The following is an 18,237-nucleotide window of genomic DNA, read 5'->3' on the forward strand; positions in this document are numbered from 1 at the left end:
GACTCAGTTCCCCTTGCTCAGGCTGTCGAGGTTGTCGCCGTCTTCGGAGCCTTCTTCGGCAGCGGAGAGCGGACGGGCTGGTGTGCGTTTCTGGCCGGGACCGCCGGTCGGCGTATGCTCGACGTGTTTCTTCGGTCCTTTGCGCACCAGACGCAACATGTAACTGAGGCCGGCACCAAACAGCAGGAAATAGACGACCACGAACAGCACCAGGGTGATGCTCATTTGTGTGACGCTGTGGCCGGACGAAGCATCCGCCGTGCGCATCAGGCCGTAGACGACCCAGGGCTGACGCCCGATTTCCGTGGTGAACCAGCCCGCCAGGATCGCGATCAGACCCGAGGGCCCCATCCACAACGCCAGATAGAGGAAAGCACGGTTGCTATAAAGCGCATCACGCTTGCGCAGCCAGAGGCTCCACAACCCGGTAAAGATCATCAGGAAACCCAGGCCGACCATGATCCGGAACGACCAGAACACAACGGTCGAATTAGGCCGGTCTTCAGGCTTGAACTCCTTGAGCGCCGGGACTTGCTTGTCCAGGCTGTGGGTCAGGATCAGGCTGCCCAGATAGGGGATTTCCACGGCATATTTAGTCCGTTCCTCTTTCATGTCGGGCCAGCCGAACAGGATCAGAGGCGTCGGCTCGTCACCGATGTTTTCCCAGTGACCTTCAATGGCGGCGATTTTTGCCGGCTGGTGCTTGAGCGTGTTCAAGCCATGGAAGTCACCGACGACGGCCTGCAGCGGCGCGACCAGCAACGCCATCCACATGGCCATCGACAGCATCGTGCGGATCTGCGGTGTATCGCGGCCACGCAACAGGTGCCAGGCCGCCGAAGAACCGACGAAGAAAGCGGTCGCCACAAAGGCGGCAATCGACATGTGCGCCAGGCGATACGGGAAGGACGGGTTGAAGACCACTGCGAACCAGTCGGTGGGGATCACGCGACCGTCGATGATTTCAAAACCTTGCGGCGTCTGCATCCAGCTATTGGACGACAGGATCCAGAAGGTGGAGATCAGGGTGCCGATGGCGACCATGACCGTCGAGAAGAAGTGCAGCTTGCGGCCGACCCGGTTCCAGCCGAACAGCATCACACCCAGGAAGCCTGCTTCAAGGAAGAATGCCGTCAGGACCTCATAGGTCAGCAACGGCCCGGTAACCGCGCCGGCAAAGTCGGAAAAGCGGCTCCAGTTGGTGCCGAACTGATAGGCCATGACCAGCCCGGAAACCACGCCCATGCCGAAGTTGACGGCAAATATCTTCGACCAGAAATGGTAGAGGTCGCGGTATACGTCGTTGCTGGTTTTCAGCCACAAGCCTTCGAGCACAGCCAGGTAACTCGCCAGACCGATGGTGATGGCAGGAAACAGGATATGGAACGAAATCGTGAATGCGAACTGGATGCGGGCAAGATCTAGTGCCTCCAAACCGAACATGATTCTTCCTCTCTTCAGGTGATACCAGCCTTTGGCAGAAAGCCATTAGCGATTGCCCCACGGTCAGGGAGTCGGTGCATCGGAAGTCTTCTGATGAGTATCTCGATGCTGGTTTCATGCTTTCGGTTCACACTGAATGCGTGAACGCAATGATGCAGATCAACCGACCATGAAAGAGTAGTCCCATTCAGCCCTTGAGGTTGTGTGGTCTATTGCCGCGTGGCGAGTTGCCTCATGCAGCAGAACGGTCTTTGTGCTCAGGCGATAAGGAGCACTTCACAGAGCAGCCACAGCCTCAACCTGCTGGTATGATGCGCGGCTTTTTCCGACTCGCAGAAACGGCGGGCTGCTGCGTCAGCCTGTGCTTTGCTTCTGGAGTCAAACATTCACGACGCAGGCCGCGTTACGGAGAGCCAGACATGCTGGAAAGGCTGTTTCAACTCAAGGCACACAACACCAACGTGAGGACCGAGATACTGGCGGGCGTCACGACCTTCCTGGCCATGGCATACATCCTGTTCGTCAACCCGAGCATCCTGGGCGAAACCGGCATGGACAAGGGCGCGCTGTTCGTCGCGACCTGCCTGGCCGCCGCCATCGGCTCGGCCGTAATGGGCCTGATCGCCAACTACCCGATTGCCCTCGCACCGGGCATGGGCCTCAATGCCTTCTTCACCTACACCGTGGTCCTGCACATGGGCCATACCTGGCAGGTGGCGCTGGGCGCGGTCTTCATTTCAGCGGTGATGTTTTTCCTGCTGTCGCTGTTCAAGATCCGCGAGTGGATCATCAACAGCATTCCCCTGCCCCTGCGCTCGGCCATTGCAGCAGGCATCGGCCTGTTCCTGGCGCTGATCGCCCTGCATAACGCCGGCATCGTGGTCAGCAACCCGGCGACCATGATCGGCATGGGCGACCTGAAACAACCGGCGCCGATACTGGCGACCCTGGGCTTCTTCCTGATCGTGGCGCTGGACCAGCTCAAGGTCCGCGGTGCCGTCCTGATCGGCATTCTGGTCACCACCCTCGCCTCCATCGCGCTGGGCTTCACGCCATTCGGCGGCGTCGTCTCGATGCCTCCATCGCTGGCCCCGACCTTTCTGCAACTGGACATCATGGGCGCGCTGGACGTGGGTCTGGTCAGCATCATTTTCGCCTTCCTGTTCGTGGATATCTTCGATAACTCCGGCACCCTGATCGGCGTCGCCAAGCGTGCGGGCCTGATGGGCAAGGACGGCCACATGCCGAAAATGGGCCGTGCGCTGATCGCCGACAGTACCGCCGCCATGGCCGGCTCGCTGCTGGGTACCTCGACCACCACCAGCTACATCGAATCCGCAGCCGGCGTCAGTGCCGGTGGCCGCACCGGCCTGACTGCCATTGTCGTCTCCGTACTGTTTCTGCTGGCGCTGTTCTTCGCACCACTGGCCAGTAGCGTGCCCGCTTTCGCCACGGCACCGGCCTTGCTGTTCGTTGCGGTGCTGATGGCTTCCGGCATGGCTGAAATCGACTGGGAAGACCTCACAGTCGCGGCACCGGTGGTGATTACCGCCCTGGCCATGCCTTTCACTTACTCCATCGCCAACGGCATCGCCTTTGGTTTCATTTCCTGGACAGCAATCAAGCTGCTTTCGGGACGCGGGCGCGAGCTGAATTCGGCGCTGGTGATCCTGTCGATTCTGTTCGTGATCAAGCTGGGCTGGTTCAACGCATGAGTGTTCCTTTCGATCCCGCGAGCTACGATCGTCAGCTCGAAGAAAAAGCCGTCCGGTTGCGTGAGCTGCTGGCCCCTTTCGACGCACCAGAGCCGCAGGTATTCGACTCGCCATGCGAGCATTACCGCCTGCGCGCGGAATTTCGCCTGTGGCGCGAAGACCAGAAGCGTTACTACGCCATGTTCGCGCCGGGCGACAACAAGACGCCGATCCTGCTCGAAGGCCTGCCGATTGCCAGCGAGCGTATCAATGCGTTGATGCCTGTGCTGCGAGAGCGCTGGGAAGCCAGCCCGACGCTGAACCACAAGCTGTTCCAGGTGGACTTCCTGACCACTCTCGCGGGCGATGCCATGATCACCATGTGCTATCACCGCCCGCTGGACGAAGAATGGCAAGCCGAAGCGCAGTCATTGGCGAGCGAGCTGAATGTCAGCCTGATCGGCCGCTCCAAAGGCCAACGTCTGGTGATCGGCCTGGATTACGTGACAGAAAAGCTGGAAGTCGCCGGTCGCACGTTCAGCTATCGCCAGCCCGAAGGCGCGTTCACCCAGCCAAACGGCACCGTGAACCAGAAAATGCTCAACTGGGCCTATGACGCGCTGGGCGAGCGCACTGACGATTTGCTGGAGCTGTATTGCGGCAACGGCAACTTCACCCTGCCGCTGGCCACCCGCGTGCGCAAAGTGCTGGCGACCGAAATCAGCAAAACCTCGGTGAATGCTGCGCTGAGCAACCTGGATGACAACGCAGTGGATAACGTCACGCTGGTGCGTCTCTCTGCCGAAGAGCTGACCCAGGCGCTGAACGATGTACGTCCTTTCCGCCGCCTGCAAGGCGTGGACTTGAAGAGCTATGAGTTCGCCAGCGTGTTCGTCGACCCGCCACGGGCCGGCATGGACCCGGACACCTGCGAACTGACCCGCCGCTTCGACCGCATCCTGTACATTTCCTGCAACCCGGAAACCCTGGCCGCCAACATCGCCCAGTTGCACGACACGCACCGGATCGAGCGTTGCGCGCTGTTTGACCAGTTTCCCTATACGCACCATATGGAATCGGGGGTTTTGCTGGTCAGGCGTTGATAGCCTTCGCGAATGAATTCGCTCCTACGCAGCCCCAGCAACCTTTCGCGAATGAATTCCTACCTAATTCGTAGGAGCGAATTCATTCGCGAACAACACCACACAAAACAATTTAGTTACTTCATGTGTAGCGCTCCATGGGCTAAGGTATGACGCCACCCATGTAATCGCCGCTTCGATGGATAACTGTCTTGAGTTCTGAATCCCCCGCCTCATCAGTCAAACTGTCCCGCGCACCAGGTTTCGTCAATTTTATCTTCGCTCGGCTGCTGGCGGTCTTCGCCATGCAGATCCAGGCCATAGTCGTGGCCTGGCAGGTCTATGACATGACCCGTGAGCCGATGGCGCTGGCCTATGTGGGTCTTGCTCAGTTCATCCCCATGTTGTTGCTGCTCATGCCGGCCGGGGACCTGATCGACCGCTACAACCGCAAGCTGATCCTGAGCATAAGTTGGGCGGTACAGGCGCTGTGCGGGCTGATTCTCTTCTTGTTTTCGGCGTTCAAACTGCATGACCTGCGTCTGATCTACGGCGCACTCGTGCTCTATGGCTGCGCCCGCGCATTCACCGGGCCTGCGCTGCAAAGCCTGCTGCCGCAGATTGTGCCTCGGGAGCAACTCGCCTCGGCCATCGCCACCAACAGCGTCATCATGCGCTGCTCCACCGTGGCCGGCCCGTTGATCGGGGGCGGTCTGTATGCGCTGGGCGGCGCGGAACTGACCTATTCGACCTGCGTGGTTTCGTTCCTGGTGGGCATTCTGTGCCTGAGCAGGGTCGCGACGCCTTTTGCCGGCAAGCCTGTGGACCTGGGCGACGGGGCCTGGCAGCGATTTACCGCAGGCATCGCCTTCATTCGCTCCCGGCCAATCATTCTGGGCACCATTTCTCTGGACCTGTTCGCCGTATTGCTCGGCGGCGTGGTAGCCCTGTTGCCGATCTATGCCCATGAGGTCCTGCATCTCGGGCCACAAGGGCTGGGAGCACTGCGCGCCGCCATGAGCCTGGGCGAACTGGCGACCGGGGTTTACCTGAGCATGCGGCCTCTGGATCGCAATGTCGGCATGACTATGTTTCTGGCCGTCGGTGTGTTCGGCGTGGCGAACCTGGTGTTTGCCCTGTCCACCCTCTTCTGGCTGTCCTGCCTTGCTCTGTTGATTGCAGGCGCGGCGGACATGGTCAGCGTCTATATTCGCTCGGCTCTGGTGCAATTCTCGACGCCGGATGCCATGCGTGGCCGGGTCAATGCGGTGAACATGCTGTTTATCGGCTCATCCAACGAACTGGGCGAATTCCGCGCAGGCACCAGCGCCTCGCTGATCGGCCCGGTTCCTGCGGCAATCATGGGCGGTCTGTGCACCCTGGGCGTCGTGGGCGCCTGGATGGTCGGGTTCAAGAGCCTGCGCCGGGTCAATCACTTTGCCGATGCAGCGCCCCCCGTAGAGAACGAGCACCGGGCAAAACCGGTCTGATGCTGGCCAGACAGACCGCCGGACTGGCGCAATGACGTATCACCGGCAACACTCCCTAGAGTTCAGCGGAGGGCTTCAGAATGTTGTGGAAAAAAGGCCGACGCAGCGACAACGTAGTCGATGCTCGCGATGGCAGTAGCGGCGGTGGCGGCGGTGGCGGCATGCGCATCGGTGGCAAGGGACTGAGCCTGGGCGGCATCGTGATTATCGTCGCCTTTGGCCTGCTGACCGGCCAGGATCCGATGCAGATTCTCGGGCAGCTCACCGGTGAAATGACCCAGCAAACCTCTCAAGTCAACCCCCAGACACGCCAGGCTCCGCCCGCCAACGATCAGCAGGCCGAGTTCGTGCGCAGCGTGCTGGGCGATACCGAAGATACCTGGCGGGCCGTGTTTGCCCAGAGTGGCCGACAGTACAAGGACCCGGTTCTGGTGCTGTTTCGCGGCCAAGTGAACTCCGCATGCGGCTTCGCGACTTCGGCTACAGGCCCCTTCTATTGCCCGGCCGACCAGCAGATTTATCTGGACCTGGATTTCTTCCGGGAAATGTCCCAACGCTTTTCGGCTGCCGGGGATTTCGCCCAGGCTTACGTCATCGCCCATGAAGTGGGCCATCACGTGCAGACCCTGCTGGGTATTTCAGCCAAGGTCCAGACGGCTCGCCAACAAGGCCAGCGCATGGAAGGCAATAACGGTCTGCTGGTCCGCCAGGAGTTGCAGGCCGACTGTCTTGCGGGTGTTTGGGCCTACAACGCACAAAAGCGTTTGAACTGGCTTGAGCCGGGTGATATTGAAGAGGCACTGAATGCGGCAAACGCCATTGGCGATGATCGCTTGCAGCAGCAAGGCCGTGGCCGGGTCGTACCGGATTCCTTCACCCATGGAACGTCAGCCCAGCGCGTGCGCTGGTTCAAGACCGGCTTTGCACAAGGTCAAATCAACCAATGCGATACGTTCGCCGCCAAGAGTCTCTGAGCACATGATTAAACCGCTTATGGTCCTGTTGTTAAGCACTGCCTTCGCGAGCCTCGGCGCTCATGCCGAGGATCAAGCGGTAAAATCGATCAGCCCGGATCGCCTGACCATCAATGGCAGCCAGGCCACGCTGGGCCTGAGCCAGGAATGGGTGCATCCAAAACCCCGGATCGAGCGCGTCGTGATCGTGCTGCACGGTCGCCTGCGCAATGCGCAAACCTACCTGCGCAGCATCGAGCGGGCGGCCAACCAGTCCAAGGAGCGCAGCAAGACCCTGCTGATTGCCCCGCAGTTTCTGGATGAGAAGGATATCGTCGCCCACCACTTGTCCGACTCGATCCTGCGCTGGCGCCAGAACAGCTGGATGGAAGGCGCCACGGCTGTGGACCCCAAGCCGATCAGCTCGTTTATCGTCATTGACCACATCCTCAAACGCCTGAGCGACAGCAAGCTGTTCCCCAACCTCAAGGAAATCGTCATTGCCGGACACTCCGGTGGTGCCCAGGTGGTGCAGCGCTACGCAATGATTGGCGGCAAGGAAGATGCGTTGCTCAATCGTGAAGGCGTGAAACTGCGCTACGTGATCGCCAACCCGTCGTCCTACGCCTACTTCGACGCAGAGCGCCCTGAAACCGTATCGGCGCAAAGCTGCCCCAACTTCGACGACTGGAAGTACGGCCTGAAGAAAATGCCGTTCTACTCAGGCAAGGAAAAGCCTGCGGATATCGAAAAAGCCTATGTGAAGCGCGATATCACCTATCTGCTGGGCGAACTGGACACTGACCTCAATCATCCGGCGCTGGACAAGACCTGCGCCGCCGAGGCACAGGGCCCGAACAGGCTGACTCGCGGGCAGAACTACTTCAAGTACCTGCAAAAACGTCACCCGGAAGGGCTGAACCAGCATCTGGTCATCGTGCCGAAAGTCGGGCACAGCGGTGACGGGATCTTTACTTCGCCTGAAGGGCAGGCGGTATTGTTCAAGCCGTTTTGATTGCGCACCGTTCGCGAATGAATTCCCCACGGGGTAGGTGTGGTGCGAGTTCATTCGCGAAGATCACTGATCCAGCATCCCCCGCAATGCCACACAATCGGCGACATGCCAGTCGGTCAGCTCTGGCCAGGGGTTTTCGGGCAGGTTGACCAGCACTGTCTTTGCCCCCGCTGCACGGCCACAATCCAGGTCATGGCGGTAATCGCCAATCATGACCATCTGCCCGGGCGACACATCCCATGCGCCCGCCAGTTTCAATAACCCGGCCGGGTCCGGTTTTGGCGTCGCTTCGTCACGACCCAGTACGTCCTCGATCGCAAAACAATCCGCAATGCCGATAGCCTCAAGGGTGATGTGGGCCAGTTCACGGGCATTGCGGGTCAGGATACCCAGGCGATAACCGCGCCCGGCCAGCTCGCGCACCAGTTCGACAGCGCCTTCGGCCGGCCGCGAGGCCAGCGCCAGTTCGCGCTCGTGCTCCAGCAACCAGGCATGCTTGGCCGCAGAGACATCCACAGGCAAGGCCGCCAGGTGTCCGAGAATATCGTCCTCCAGCGGAATACCCAGTGCCCGCTTGATGGCCGGAAAATCATGCACGGCGATGGTCAGGGTGCCATCCATGTCGAATACCCAGTTCGGGATATCCCTGAGGCTCATGACCAGTCCTTGCGATGGCGGATCAGGCCTTCCTGGCTGACCGAAGCAACCAGTTGCCCGGCGCGGTTGAAAATACTGCCGCGAGAGAAACCGCGAGAGTTGCCGGCCCACGGGCTGTCCATAGCGTACAAAAGCCAGTCATCGGCGCGCAGGTCGCTGTGGAACCATAGCGAGTGATCCAGGCTGGCGACCTGCATGTCGCGCTGCCAGACGGTCTTGCCATGGGGCAGCAAGGAGGTGGTCAGCAAGTTGAAGTCCGAGGCGTAGGCCAGCAAGTATTTATGCAGCGCCGGAACGTCCTTCAAGGTGCCATCGGCACGGAACCAGACATACTTCACCGGTTCACCCGGCTTTGGGTTGTACGGATCTTCAGCGGTGACCGGGCGAAACTGAATGGGCTTGGGACACAAAAACTTGTCGCGCATGGCTTCGGGAATCAGGTGCGCCCGCTGTGTCAGCAGCTCCAGCTCCGAAGGCAGGTTTTCCGGGCCTGCAATCTGCGGCATGGTGGTCTGATGCTCGAAACCCTCTTCGTCATACTGGAACGATGCGCTGCAGGTGAAGATCGGCTTGCCCTTCTGGATCGCCGTTACCCGGCGCGTGCTGAAGCTGCCGCCGTCACGCACACGGTCGACCTGATAGACCACAGGCAGGGCGGCATCGCCAGGGCGTAGAAAGTAGCCGTGCAGGGAATGAACATGGCGATCTTCTTCTACGGTCTGGCTGGCGGCCGACAGCGACTGCCCCAATACCTGCCCGCCGAACAGCTGGCGAAAGCCAAGGTCCTGGCTGCGACCGCGAAAAAGATTTTCCTCGATCGGTTCCAGCGTCAGCAGCTCGACCAGATCATCCAACACTTGGCTCATTCACGACTCCTCGCACAAAACATACCCGCGCACACAAGACCTGCGCGGCAGGGTTGAAATGATACAGAATTTAATGCGGCTGGCTGAATCAGGGTTTGAGCGTGTTGAGCCACTGTTCACGGTTTATTCGATACAGCACATGGGGTTTGAGCGGATGCCCCTCTTCCAGATCGGGATGATTGAAGTCATCGGCCACATCGTGCTGCATGCCAATGGCCTGCATCACTTTCTGCGAGGGCTCGTTGCTGACCGCCGTGAAGGACACGATTTCTTCCAGGCCCAGACGCTCGAAACCACAGCCCAGAACCGTCCAGGCCGCTTCACTGGCAAAGCCCAGCCCCCAATGCTCACGCGCCAGACGCCAGCCGATTTCCACCGCAGGCGTGAAATGCTCATCGAAACCCACGACCCCAAGACCGGTAAAGCCGATAAAAGCCCCATTGTCCTTGCGCTCAAGAGCCCACAGGCCAAAGCCCAGCTCAGCGAAATGCCCCCGTACACGCCCGATCATCGCCGCACTTTCCAGGCGACTCATGGGTTCGGGAAAGTAGCGCATGACCTGAGGATCCGCACACATGGCAGCAAACGTGGGCAGGTCATCGTCCCGCCATTGCCGCATCAACAGCCGAGCGCTGTCGAGTTTGAGTATCGGCTCCATCGATTCCTCCCGGGTACCACGCAAATGATTGCGCCAGTGTAGCCTGTCGACGCCCAAGGTTGCTGTGCGACGGCCTGCATTACTGGCACTATCCGGCTTCGACCCCTGACCGGACGAAAAATGTCCCTGCCGCTTATCTATCATGATGATTACAGCCCGCACTTCCCGGCTGACCATCGCTTCCCCATGGACAAGTTCCGCCTGCTGCGCGATCACCTGGTCGACAGCGGCCTGGTTCGGGACACCCAGCTTCTGCGCCCGGAACTGTGCCCGGCCGACATTCTGGCACTGGCTCATGACCCTTCCTATATTCAGCGTTACCTGAGCGGCGACCTGTCACGCGAGGACCAACGCCGACTGGGCCTGCCCTGGAGCGAAGACCTGGCGCGACGCACCATTCGGGCAGTGGGCGGTTCTCTGCTGACAGCCGAGCAGGCGCTCAAGCATGGTCTGGCCTGCCATCTGGCTGGCGGCACTCATCACGCACACTACGATTACCCCGCCGGGTTCTGCATCTTCAACGACCTGGCCGTCATCAGCCATTACCTGTTGGCCAGCGGTCGCGTGAATAAAGTGCTGATCTTCGACTGCGATGTGCATCAGGGCGACGGCACGGCGCGCATCCTCGCCGACACCGAAGACGCCATTACCGTGTCGCTGCATTGTGAAAAGAACTTCCCGGCCCGCAAGGCCCAAAGCGACTGGGACATTCCGCTGCCCATGGGCATGGGCGATGCGGACTACCTGAAAGTCGTCGACGACCTGCTCAACTACCTGCTGCCGATCTACCAGCCGGATCTGGTGCTTTATGACGCAGGCGTGGATGTGCACAAGGACGATGCCCTCGGGTACCTGCAACTGACCGACCAAGGCCTGGCCGCACGGGATGAAACCGTCATGCGACACTGCCTGGGCCGTGATATCCCCGTGATGGGCGTTATCGGCGGCGGCTACAGCAAAGACCGCAAAGCCCTGGCTCGCCGACACGGCATCCTGCATCACAGCGCGCAGCGGGTCTGGGTGGAGATGGGGTTGGGTTAAATCCATGTCAGCATAGATGCCTCAAGGCCAATATTTGAATCTCGGGTAGAATGCCCAGCCTCTCCTCACTGACACCCCGCTCACCATGACCGACTCAAAATCCTCAAAGCCTTCATCCGTCGCCATCATCGGAGGCGGGCCTGCGGGGTTGATGGCGGCTGAGGTGTTGAGCCAGGCCGGGATCAAGGTCGATCTGTATGACGCCATGCCGTCGGTAGGGCGCAAGTTTCTGCTGGCGGGCGTGGGCGGGATGAATATCACGCATTCGGAGCCTTACCCGGCGTTTCTGTCGCGCTACGCCGAACGTGCGCCGATGATCGCGCCCTTGCTGCGCAGCTTTGATGCCGATGCGCTGTGCGCATGGATTCATGAGTTAGGCATTCAGACCTTCGTGGGCAGTTCGGGTCGTGTGTTCCCCACCGATATGAAAGCCGCCCCGCTGCTGCGAGCCTGGCTCAAGCGCTTGCGCGAAGCGGGCGTGGTGATTCATAACCGCCATCGCTGGCTGGGCTGGAATGCCGATGGCAGTCTGCGCGTTGCCTCGGCGCAGGGTGAACTGGCCCTCAAGCCCGATGCAACCTTGCTCGCGCTGGGCGGCGCCAGTTGGGCGCGCCTGGGTTCCGATGGCGCCTGGCTGCCGTGGCTGCAGGAACGCGGCGTTGAGATTACGCCGTTGCAGGCAGCCAACTGCGGTTTTGAAGTCTCGGCCTGGAGCGAACTGCTGCGCAGCAAGTTCGCGGGCGCGCCGCTGAAAAATATCGCCATCGGCCTGCCAGACGACACGCCTCGCCTTGGCGAATGCGTGCTGACAGAAACCGGTGTGGAAGGCAGCCTGATTTATGCGCTTTCGGCGCGGATTCGTGAGCAGATCAACCGTGCAGGCTCGGCGACGGTACAGATCGATCTGTTGCCCGGCAAGACGCTCAGCGATGTGCAAAAAGCCCTGAGCAAGCCTCGCGGCTCGCGCTCGATGTCCAAGCATCTGCAAAGCCAGTTAGGTCTGGACGGCGTCAAGGCCGCGCTGCTGCGTGAACTGGCGACCAAGGAAGCCTTTGACGATCCAGCCTTGCTGGGCAAAGCCATCAAGGCACTGCCTCTGACCCTGATCAAACCGCGTCCGCTCGATGAGGCGATCAGCACCGCAGGCGGCGTGACCTTCGAGGGGCTGAACGAGGCTTTGATGCTCAAGCAACTGCCGGGCGTGTTCTGCGCCGGCGAGATGCTTGACTGGGAAGCCCCGACCGGCGGCTACTTGCTGACCGCCTGCTTTGCCAGCGGCCGGGCTGCCGGGTTCGGAATCATTGATTGGTGCAACAAATAAGCAGGAGCGAATTCATTCGCGAGAGGCCCGTACACCTGAAGAAGACTTATCGCCTTCAGTGACGTCTCGCGGATAAATCCGCTCTCATCAAACATAAACGCAACATCATGAATTAAAACGTTTTTCTGTAGGAGCGCGCTTGCCCGCGACCGGCTGCGTAGCAGTCGTAGATTTTGCGAGCGCTGCGCACTCGATCGCGGGCAAGCGCGCTCCTACACCGTCCTCTGTTTGCTGCGCGACAGCGCGGCGCCAAGGCGGCGGGTGATCTCCTACTCAATCAAGGCTTTTTCTTGCGCGGCCCGGTATTGAACACCGGCACCTTGCGCACCGCCTTGACCACTGGCGCAGGCTCGCTATCTCCGCTGTCGACCCACTTGCCCAGGTTGCGCTTGCCGCCTGAGACCTTGGGTTTTTTCGGTTTCTTGGGTTTCTTGAGAATCTGCCCGCTGGCGTCGGTGGTCGGCACACGATGTTCCGGCTCGAAATCCTGCTCTTCCTTGCGCACCAGCGTCTGGCGGGTCAGCACTTCAATCGCCGACAGCAGCTCGACTTCATCGGCGCAGACCAGCGAAATCGCTTCCCCGGTAAGCCCCGCACGCCCGGTACGCCCGATGCGGTGGATGTAATCCTCGGCAACAATAGGCAAATCCAGGTTGACCACGGTCGGCAGATCATCGATATCCAGACCACGGGCCGCCACATCGGTCGCCACCAGAATCTGCACTTCACTGGCCTTGAAACGATCCAGAGCACGCTGACGAGTTGCCTGTGGCTTGTCTCCGTGAATGCCATCGGCGTTGATGCCCAGCCCTTGCAGACGCTCAACCAGTTGGTCGACACCGACGCGGGTCTTGGCGAATACCAGCACCTGGCCCCAGCGCTGCTTTTTCAGCAGGTGGATGAACAGCTCGCTCTTGCGCTTCTTGTCTACCGGCACCACCCACTGCTTGACCGAAGACGCCGCCACATTGCGCGGGCTGACTTCAATGCTCAGGGGATCGTCGAGCATCTGCGAGGCCAGCAGACGGATCTCGTCGGAGAAGGTGGCGGAGAACAGCAAGGTCTGGCGACGCTTGGGCAGCGCGGCATAAATCCCGCGCAGTTCTTCGGCAAAACCCAGGTCCAGCATGCGATCGGCTTCATCGAGGATCAGGGTTTGCAGCTGCGAAAACTTGACCGCGTTCTGGCGGTGCAGGTCCAGCAAACGGCCTGGCGTAGCGACCAGAACATCCACGCCCTTGCGCAGCTTCATCATTTGCGGGTTGATGCTGACGCCGCCATACACCGCATAAGTGCTCAACGGCAGATGTTCGGCGTATTGGCGAATGCTTTCATGCACCTGCTCGGCCAGCTCGCGGGTCGGCGCCAGTACCAGGGCACGCACCGAGTTGGGGGCGACTTTCGGGCCTTCCATGGTCAGGCGCTGCAACAGCGGCAAAGCAAAACCGGCAGTCTTGCCAGTGCCGGTCTGGGCGGCGGCCATCAGGTCACGGCCAGCCAGCACCGGAGGAATCGCCTGTGCCTGAACAGGCGTCGGGGTCTGGTAGCCAAGTGCATCGAGGGCACGCAGCAAGGGTTCGATCAGGCCGAGAGAGGCGAATGTCATGGGGGTACCGTTGGGGAATTCACTGCAAGGCGCGCAGTTTACCCTGTCCGGCCCTCGCAGGTTAGCTCACGCGTGCCGATCCAGCCTCTTGCTGCTTCGGCTTGCGCCATTGCGGCAGACCAATCAGCACCACAGCCCCGATGATGACCAGCATCGCCAGGCACTCTTCAGACGCAATCGTCTCCCCGGCAAACAGCACGCCCAGCATCACCGCAACGGCCGGGTTGACGTAGGCATAGCTGGTCGCCGCCGCCGGACGCACATTCTTGAGCAGGTAGATATAAGCGCTGAAGCCAATGACCGAGCCGAACACCACCAGATAGGCCAGCGCGCCCCAACCGGCAGCGCTCGGCATATGCTCCATGCGCTCGCCACTCAAGGCGCTGCCCAGCAACAGCATGACGCCTGCTGCGATCATCTGCGTGCCACTGGCCATCGGCCCTGCTGGCAAAGGCAAATGCTTGCTCCAGACCGAACCGAAGGCCCAGCTCGCCGCAGCGAAGAGCAGTAACACCGCGCCGTATGGGCTGGCTTGCAGGTTGGAGCCCAGGTTGAGCAAGGCGATGCCTGTCATGCCGAGGAATATCCCGGCCCATTCAAGATTTGTCGTGCGATTACCCCACAGCAGCCCGAACAGCAAAGTGAACAGTGGCACAGTCGCAACCGCCAGCGCGGCAATACCTGAAGCCACACCCGCATGCTCGGCAAGCGTCACACCGCCATTACCACACGTCAGCAGCAAGAACCCGATGGCCGCAGACGACTTCCATTGTGTCCAGGTCGGTGCAGGTACGCCGCGATAGCGCAGATAGCCATACATCAGGCTGCCCGCCAGCGTGAAACGCACTCCCGCCAGCATCAACGGAGGCCAGGACTCCACACCGATACGAATCACCAGATAAGTGGAACCCCAGATCAGGTAAAGCGCCATGAAGGCACCAATCAGCAACAAGGGAAAGCGACGAGAAGCAGGCATGTCAGGCTCGATGAGGATTTGTTATGGTCACTTATTGTATGAAGGCAAATGCAGGCTCATAAGCAGTAAAACCTGTTTAAATCGGTATTAAACTTTTTATTCGATGGTTATTTAGGGATTTTTCCTTTCATTGGAAAAACCGAACAAAACAAGTCTGGAGGTGCGCCATGACACTGGATAAATACGACCGGATTCTGCTCGCGGCCTTGATGGAAAATGGCCGGGCTTCTTTTGCTCAACTGGCACGACAGGTCAACCTGTCGGCACCGGCGGTCGCCGAGCGCGTAGCCAAGCTGGAAGCCTGTGGCGTCATTACCGGTTACGAAGCCAAGGTCGATCTGGCGAAAGTGGGCCTGCCGATTCAATGCATCATCGAACTGCGCATGGCCAGCCACGGCAACCAGCAGGCCTATGACGAGTTATGGAAGCTTCCCGAACTGATCCAGTGTCATCGGGTGACCGGCGATCCGTGCGTGATCATTCGTGCCGCCGTGGACTCAATGCCTCACCTTGAAGACCTGATCAACCGCATCGCGCAGTTTGGCTTCAGCAAGACCTCAATCATTCTGTCCACAGCCGTGGAGCGCCGCTTGCCTTTCAAACATCTGGAGAATAACGGCAGGCAGGAGAAAGCTAAAAACCACGCTGACGCTTGAGCGCCTCGCTGATTTTTGCCGCAGGGACTTTCTGTAGCGAACACAACAACTGATGGGAAACCCCGGCGATGCCGTGGGTCTGGCGCAGTTCGTTGGTCAGGTAAGCCGTCAGGTTGGCGGCCATCTCGGCATCGGCCATGGCCCGGTGAGCCTTGCCGGTGTTGGGCAGGCGGGCATAGCTCGTGAGGGTGCCGAGCTTGTGGTTGGGTGCTCCCGGCATCAGGCGGCGCGCCAGCAACATCGAACAGGCGAAGCTTTGCTCGCGGGTGCGCTGGATGCGTGACAGTTCGTAATCCCAGAACTTCTGGTCGAACGAAGCGTTGTGCGCCACCAGCGGCGTTGCACCGACAAAATCACAGACATCATTCATCACCCGCTCAGCCGACGGCGCGGTGCGGATCATATTGTTGCTGATACCGGTCAGACCTTCGATAAAGGCTGGAATACGCACCCCGGCGTTCATCAGGCTCTGATAGCGATCGACGATACGCCCCTGCTCCATGATCACCACGGCAATCTCGGTAGCCCGGCAGTTATGGCCGGGAGAGATACCGGTGGTTTCAAAGTCGATGACAGCGATACGTTCCAACACGGGGTGCAATCCTTAAAAAATGACCATCATTTGAGCAACAACGCGCCTTCGATGGGAATGTAGCGGCTGGCGGCACGAATCAGTGAGTTGGCCGTCAACCCAGGAACCCCGTAGGCAACCGCCTCGACGCCGTGCTTGGCGATGATGCGTTCGAGCAGCAGATCGAAATCGCCGTCACCGGACGCCAGCACCACCTCATCCACCTGCGGCGCGACGTCCATGATATCGATGGTGATCCCCACATCCCAGTCGCCTTTGGCCGAACCATCACTGCGCTGGATATATGGTTTGAGTTTGACGGTGAATCCCAGGTTGCGAAGGATCTGCTGGAATTGCTGCTGTTTGCTGTCACCGCGATCGATGGCATAGGCAAATGCCTCGACTATCTGCCCGCGCGAGCTGATATCCGCCCACAACGCGGCGTAATTGAAGTGACAACCATGCGCCTGGCGCACGGTGTAATAGAGGTTCTGTACATCAGCAAACACCGCGATTTTCTTCACCGCAATTCCTCATGACGCGGACAAAATTCGTCAGCCGGTGCAGCAGTATGCCATGAGATGAAAAAGACCGCGGCTCAAGCAGCGACGGGCAAACCACCTCGACACGTCATGGAAGCAGGTTGCCCGCGACACCATTGCGACTCAGACGAAGGAATCATCGTCCGAAAACATGCCACCGCCATCGTCATAGTTGTCATCAGCCATGTATTGCTGATCCTGCTGCCCCCAATTGCCCGAATCATTACTTTGCATGGGCTGATCGTGAATGACTTCAACTATTTCTTCAGGCTGGCTGTGATGTCCAAACAGGCTGCTGATACCTTGAGCCAGCATCACCCCGCCCGCCACACCGGCTGCGGTCTGCAGAGCACCGCCAAGAAACCCGGTGCCTCTGGGCGCAGCAGGTGGCTGGGCATAATTGCCTTGCTGGGCAGGTGGCGGGTTGAAACCGGCACCATCCCGCCAGCCGCCGCTGGAAGCCGGGGAAGGCTGGGACTGCGGAGCACGTGACGGGCTGCCACCGAAAATGCTCGACAGAAAACCACCACTGGCCTGGGCAGACGAAGCCTGGCCCCTGGCCTGCTGGAGTTCGGCCTGAAGCTGCTGGATCTGCTCGTCGCGTTGCCTGAGCTGCTGATTCAACTGGTTGACTGCCGCTTCCTGAACCAGAATCGCCTGCGCCATGTAATAAGGAGCGCCGGGCTGGTGGGCAAGATGCTCCTTGATCCGCGCTTCGGCCCCTGGGTCACGGGGAGTCGAGGCTGTTTCGGCACTTTTCAGCCTGGAGAAAAGTTCGTCGATCAGGGTTTGCTCTTCGCTGTTCATGGCGACCTCGCTGGATTGCCGTTGGAAATCTTCGTCCAGTCGAATGAGTGGACTTCACTCAGGTAATGGGGCTGGACAAGCGCGCTTCAACCGGATGAACAAAAAGTTAAGAAAGCCACCCTCCCTGTCATTGCCACTCTTGGTTCGACAAAAGGCATGGGCTACAGTGTCGCCTGCTTTTTTGCCTGCGACTTATCCACATGAACCCGCTGAACGTTATCCAGGACTCGCTGTACTTCTTCCGGCAAAACCTGGGAAGCATCCTGATGCTGTGCCTGCCGCTGGTGGTGCTTGAAGCCCTGGCCAAACAGGCCCTGGGCACTGAAGCCCCCTTCGCTTATGAGCTGTTGATCGGCCTGCTGTTCTATCCGCTCTACACGGGCGCGCTGATCCTCTTTCTCGATGCCCGCACGCGAGGCGAGGCTCCTGCGACCCGGGACCTGCTGGCAATGACCCTGCGCCTGTGGCCGACCTTCGCCGTGCTGTCGGCCATCAGCACCCTGCTGATTCTGTTCGGGCTGTCGCTGTTCGTCATTCCCGGCCTGTGGGTGATGGTCAAGCTGGCTTTCAGCGAGTACCTGCTGGTCATGCGCAAGCTGACGCCCTTCATGGCGATGCGCGAAAGCATGCTGATGACCACCGGCCATTTCATGCGCATTCTGGCCTGTGTGCTGGGGGTCTACATTCCCCTGTCATTGCTCGAAGGCCTGGGGCTTTACCTGTTCCCCGAGCCCCAGAGCCCTGCGGTATCCCTGATACTCGACAGCATCGGCAGCTTCCTGCAACTGTTCATTACTGTCGTGATATTCCGTCTGTTCATGCTGATCAGCGAACCTTCGAACAAGGCTTGAGCCACGAA

At 59.8% G+C, this 18,237-nt stretch carries 18 protein-coding genes; 9 read left to right on the forward strand and 9 right to left on the reverse strand.

From position 1 onward, the window contains the following. Positions 1-3: 3 nt before the first annotated feature. A complete protein-coding gene (locus K5D32_RS00990) occupies positions 4-1,443 on the reverse strand; it encodes a cytochrome ubiquinol oxidase subunit I (protein WP_221599026.1) in 1,440 nt (479 codons plus the stop codon). Positions 1,444-1,862: 419 nt separating this feature from the next. Here K5D32_RS00990 and K5D32_RS00995 point away from each other — a divergent pair, with 419 nt between their 5' ends. From K5D32_RS00995 to K5D32_RS01015, 5 genes are all read left to right on the forward strand, one after another. Beyond that, positions 1,863-3,158 carry an NCS2 family permease gene (locus K5D32_RS00995; RefSeq protein ID WP_221576598.1) on the forward strand — a complete coding sequence of 432 codons (1,296 nt, stop codon included), beginning with the start codon at positions 1,863-1,865 and terminating at the stop codon, positions 3,156-3,158. After that, positions 3,155-4,240 (forward strand): tRNA (uridine(54)-C5)-methyltransferase TrmA, encoded by a 1,086-nt coding sequence (trmA, locus tag K5D32_RS01000; RefSeq protein WP_221599027.1) that lies wholly within the window; start codon positions 3,155-3,157, stop codon positions 4,238-4,240. The genes K5D32_RS00995 and trmA overlap by 4 nt, the downstream gene beginning before the upstream one ends. A gap of 191 nt (positions 4,241-4,431) precedes the next feature. After that, complete coding sequence (locus K5D32_RS01005) at positions 4,432-5,709, forward strand: MFS transporter (protein ID WP_221599028.1); 1,278 nt, start codon at positions 4,432-4,434, stop codon at positions 5,707-5,709. 80 nt (positions 5,710-5,789) lie between these two features. Beyond that, complete coding sequence (locus K5D32_RS01010) at positions 5,790-6,683, forward strand: neutral zinc metallopeptidase (protein WP_221599029.1); 894 nt, start codon at positions 5,790-5,792, stop codon at positions 6,681-6,683. Between the two features lie 4 nt (positions 6,684-6,687). Continuing rightward, positions 6,688-7,677 carry an alpha/beta hydrolase gene (locus K5D32_RS01015; protein ID WP_221576602.1) on the forward strand — a complete coding sequence of 330 codons (990 nt, stop codon included), beginning with the start codon at positions 6,688-6,690 and terminating at the stop codon, positions 7,675-7,677. 63 nt (positions 7,678-7,740) lie between these two features. Here K5D32_RS01015 and K5D32_RS01020 read toward each other — a convergent pair whose 3' ends face one another. The 3 genes from K5D32_RS01020 to K5D32_RS01030 all read right to left on the reverse strand — a co-directional run bounded on the left by K5D32_RS01020 (position 7,741) and on the right by K5D32_RS01030 (position 9,858). After that, positions 7,741-8,334, reverse strand: a complete 594-nt coding sequence (locus K5D32_RS01020; RefSeq protein ID WP_221599030.1) for an HAD family hydrolase — start codon at positions 8,332-8,334, stop codon at positions 7,741-7,743. Next, entirely contained in the window at positions 8,331-9,200 is an 870-nt protein-coding gene (gene tesB / locus K5D32_RS01025) for an acyl-CoA thioesterase II (protein WP_025261913.1), read from the reverse strand. The genes K5D32_RS01020 and tesB overlap by 4 nt, the downstream gene beginning before the upstream one ends. Before the next feature lie 88 nt (positions 9,201-9,288). Continuing rightward, on the reverse strand, positions 9,289-9,858 hold the full coding sequence (locus K5D32_RS01030) for a GNAT family N-acetyltransferase (RefSeq protein WP_221599031.1): 570 nt from the start codon (positions 9,856-9,858) through the stop codon (positions 9,289-9,291). A 120-nt stretch (positions 9,859-9,978) separates the two neighbouring features. Here K5D32_RS01030 and K5D32_RS01035 point away from each other — a divergent pair, with 120 nt between their 5' ends. Together K5D32_RS01035 and K5D32_RS01040 are read left to right on the forward strand one after the other, a co-directional pair. After that, positions 9,979-10,899 (forward strand): histone deacetylase, encoded by a 921-nt coding sequence (locus K5D32_RS01035; RefSeq protein ID WP_221599032.1) that lies wholly within the window; start codon positions 9,979-9,981, stop codon positions 10,897-10,899. A gap of 85 nt (positions 10,900-10,984) precedes the next feature. Next, the gene (locus K5D32_RS01040; protein ID WP_221599033.1) at positions 10,985-12,220 is read left to right on the forward strand and encodes a TIGR03862 family flavoprotein; all 1,236 of its coding nucleotides are present in this window, start codon (positions 10,985-10,987) and stop codon (positions 12,218-12,220) included. Positions 12,221-12,497: 277 nt separating this feature from the next. On the opposite strand, the gene K5D32_RS01045 is transcribed toward K5D32_RS01040, so the two are convergent. Further along, positions 12,498-13,826 carry a DEAD/DEAH box helicase gene (locus tag K5D32_RS01045; RefSeq protein ID WP_221576607.1) on the reverse strand — a complete coding sequence of 443 codons (1,329 nt, stop codon included), beginning with the start codon at positions 13,824-13,826 and terminating at the stop codon, positions 12,498-12,500. A 61-nt stretch (positions 13,827-13,887) separates the two neighbouring features. Continuing rightward, on the reverse strand, positions 13,888-14,802 hold the full coding sequence (gene yedA, locus K5D32_RS01050; protein WP_221599034.1) for a drug/metabolite exporter YedA: 915 nt from the start codon (positions 14,800-14,802) through the stop codon (positions 13,888-13,890). Between the two features lie 167 nt (positions 14,803-14,969). Between yedA and K5D32_RS01055 the strand changes: the two genes are divergently transcribed. Continuing rightward, positions 14,970-15,458, forward strand: a complete 489-nt coding sequence (locus tag K5D32_RS01055) for an Lrp/AsnC family transcriptional regulator (protein WP_221576609.1) — start codon at positions 14,970-14,972, stop codon at positions 15,456-15,458. On the opposite strand, the gene K5D32_RS01060 is transcribed toward K5D32_RS01055, so the two are convergent. The 3 genes from K5D32_RS01060 to K5D32_RS01070 form a co-directional block, all read right to left on the reverse strand. Then, positions 15,436-16,047, reverse strand: coding sequence for a PolC-type DNA polymerase III (locus K5D32_RS01060; RefSeq protein WP_221576690.1), 612 nt, complete (start codon positions 16,045-16,047; stop codon positions 15,436-15,438). The genes K5D32_RS01055 and K5D32_RS01060 overlap by 23 nt on opposite strands. 29 nt (positions 16,048-16,076) lie before the next feature. After that, entirely contained in the window at positions 16,077-16,553 is a 477-nt protein-coding gene (locus K5D32_RS01065) for an NYN domain-containing protein (protein ID WP_025261919.1), read from the reverse strand. Positions 16,554-16,694: 141 nt separating this feature from the next. After that, entirely contained in the window at positions 16,695-17,378 is a 684-nt protein-coding gene (locus K5D32_RS01070) for a DUF2076 domain-containing protein (protein WP_221599035.1), read from the reverse strand. A gap of 200 nt (positions 17,379-17,578) precedes the next feature. Here K5D32_RS01070 and K5D32_RS01075 point away from each other — a divergent pair, with 200 nt between their 5' ends. Then, positions 17,579-18,229 carry a YciC family protein gene (locus K5D32_RS01075; RefSeq protein WP_221576612.1) on the forward strand — a complete coding sequence of 217 codons (651 nt, stop codon included), beginning with the start codon at positions 17,579-17,581 and terminating at the stop codon, positions 18,227-18,229. Positions 18,230-18,237: the final 8 nt, after the last annotated feature.

Origin of the sequence: Pseudomonas cichorii, assembly GCF_019719005.1 — a bacterium.
Classification (GTDB): Bacteria; Pseudomonadota; Gammaproteobacteria; order Pseudomonadales; family Pseudomonadaceae; genus Aquipseudomonas; species Aquipseudomonas cichorii_E.

Coding starts and splice junctions, on each gene's coding strand:
- K5D32_RS00990 (WP_221599026.1), bottom strand. CDS start 1,443: ATGTTCGGTTTGGAGGCACTAGATCTTGCCCGCATCCAGTTCGCATTC.
- K5D32_RS00995 (WP_221576598.1), top strand. CDS start 1,863: ATGCTGGAAAGGCTGTTTCAACTCAAGGCACACAACACCAACGTGAGG.
- trmA (WP_221599027.1), top strand. CDS start 3,155: ATGAGTGTTCCTTTCGATCCCGCGAGCTACGATCGTCAGCTCGAAGAA.
- K5D32_RS01010 (WP_221599029.1), top strand. CDS start 5,790: ATGTTGTGGAAAAAAGGCCGACGCAGCGACAACGTAGTCGATGCTCGC.
- K5D32_RS01015 (WP_221576602.1), top strand. CDS start 6,688: ATGATTAAACCGCTTATGGTCCTGTTGTTAAGCACTGCCTTCGCGAGC.
- K5D32_RS01020 (WP_221599030.1), bottom strand. CDS start 8,334: ATGAGCCTCAGGGATATCCCGAACTGGGTATTCGACATGGATGGCACC.
- tesB (WP_025261913.1), bottom strand. CDS start 9,200: ATGAGCCAAGTGTTGGATGATCTGGTCGAGCTGCTGACGCTGGAACCG.
- K5D32_RS01030 (WP_221599031.1), bottom strand. CDS start 9,858: ATGGAGCCGATACTCAAACTCGACAGCGCTCGGCTGTTGATGCGGCAA.
- K5D32_RS01035 (WP_221599032.1), top strand. CDS start 9,979: ATGTCCCTGCCGCTTATCTATCATGATGATTACAGCCCGCACTTCCCG.
- K5D32_RS01040 (WP_221599033.1), top strand. CDS start 10,985: ATGACCGACTCAAAATCCTCAAAGCCTTCATCCGTCGCCATCATCGGA.
- K5D32_RS01045 (WP_221576607.1), bottom strand. CDS start 13,826: ATGACATTCGCCTCTCTCGGCCTGATCGAACCCTTGCTGCGTGCCCTC.
- yedA (WP_221599034.1), bottom strand. CDS start 14,802: ATGCCTGCTTCTCGTCGCTTTCCCTTGTTGCTGATTGGTGCCTTCATG.
- K5D32_RS01055 (WP_221576609.1), top strand. CDS start 14,970: ATGACACTGGATAAATACGACCGGATTCTGCTCGCGGCCTTGATGGAA.
- K5D32_RS01070 (WP_221599035.1), bottom strand. CDS start 17,378: ATGAACAGCGAAGAGCAAACCCTGATCGACGAACTTTTCTCCAGGCTG.
- K5D32_RS01075 (WP_221576612.1), top strand. CDS start 17,579: ATGAACCCGCTGAACGTTATCCAGGACTCGCTGTACTTCTTCCGGCAA.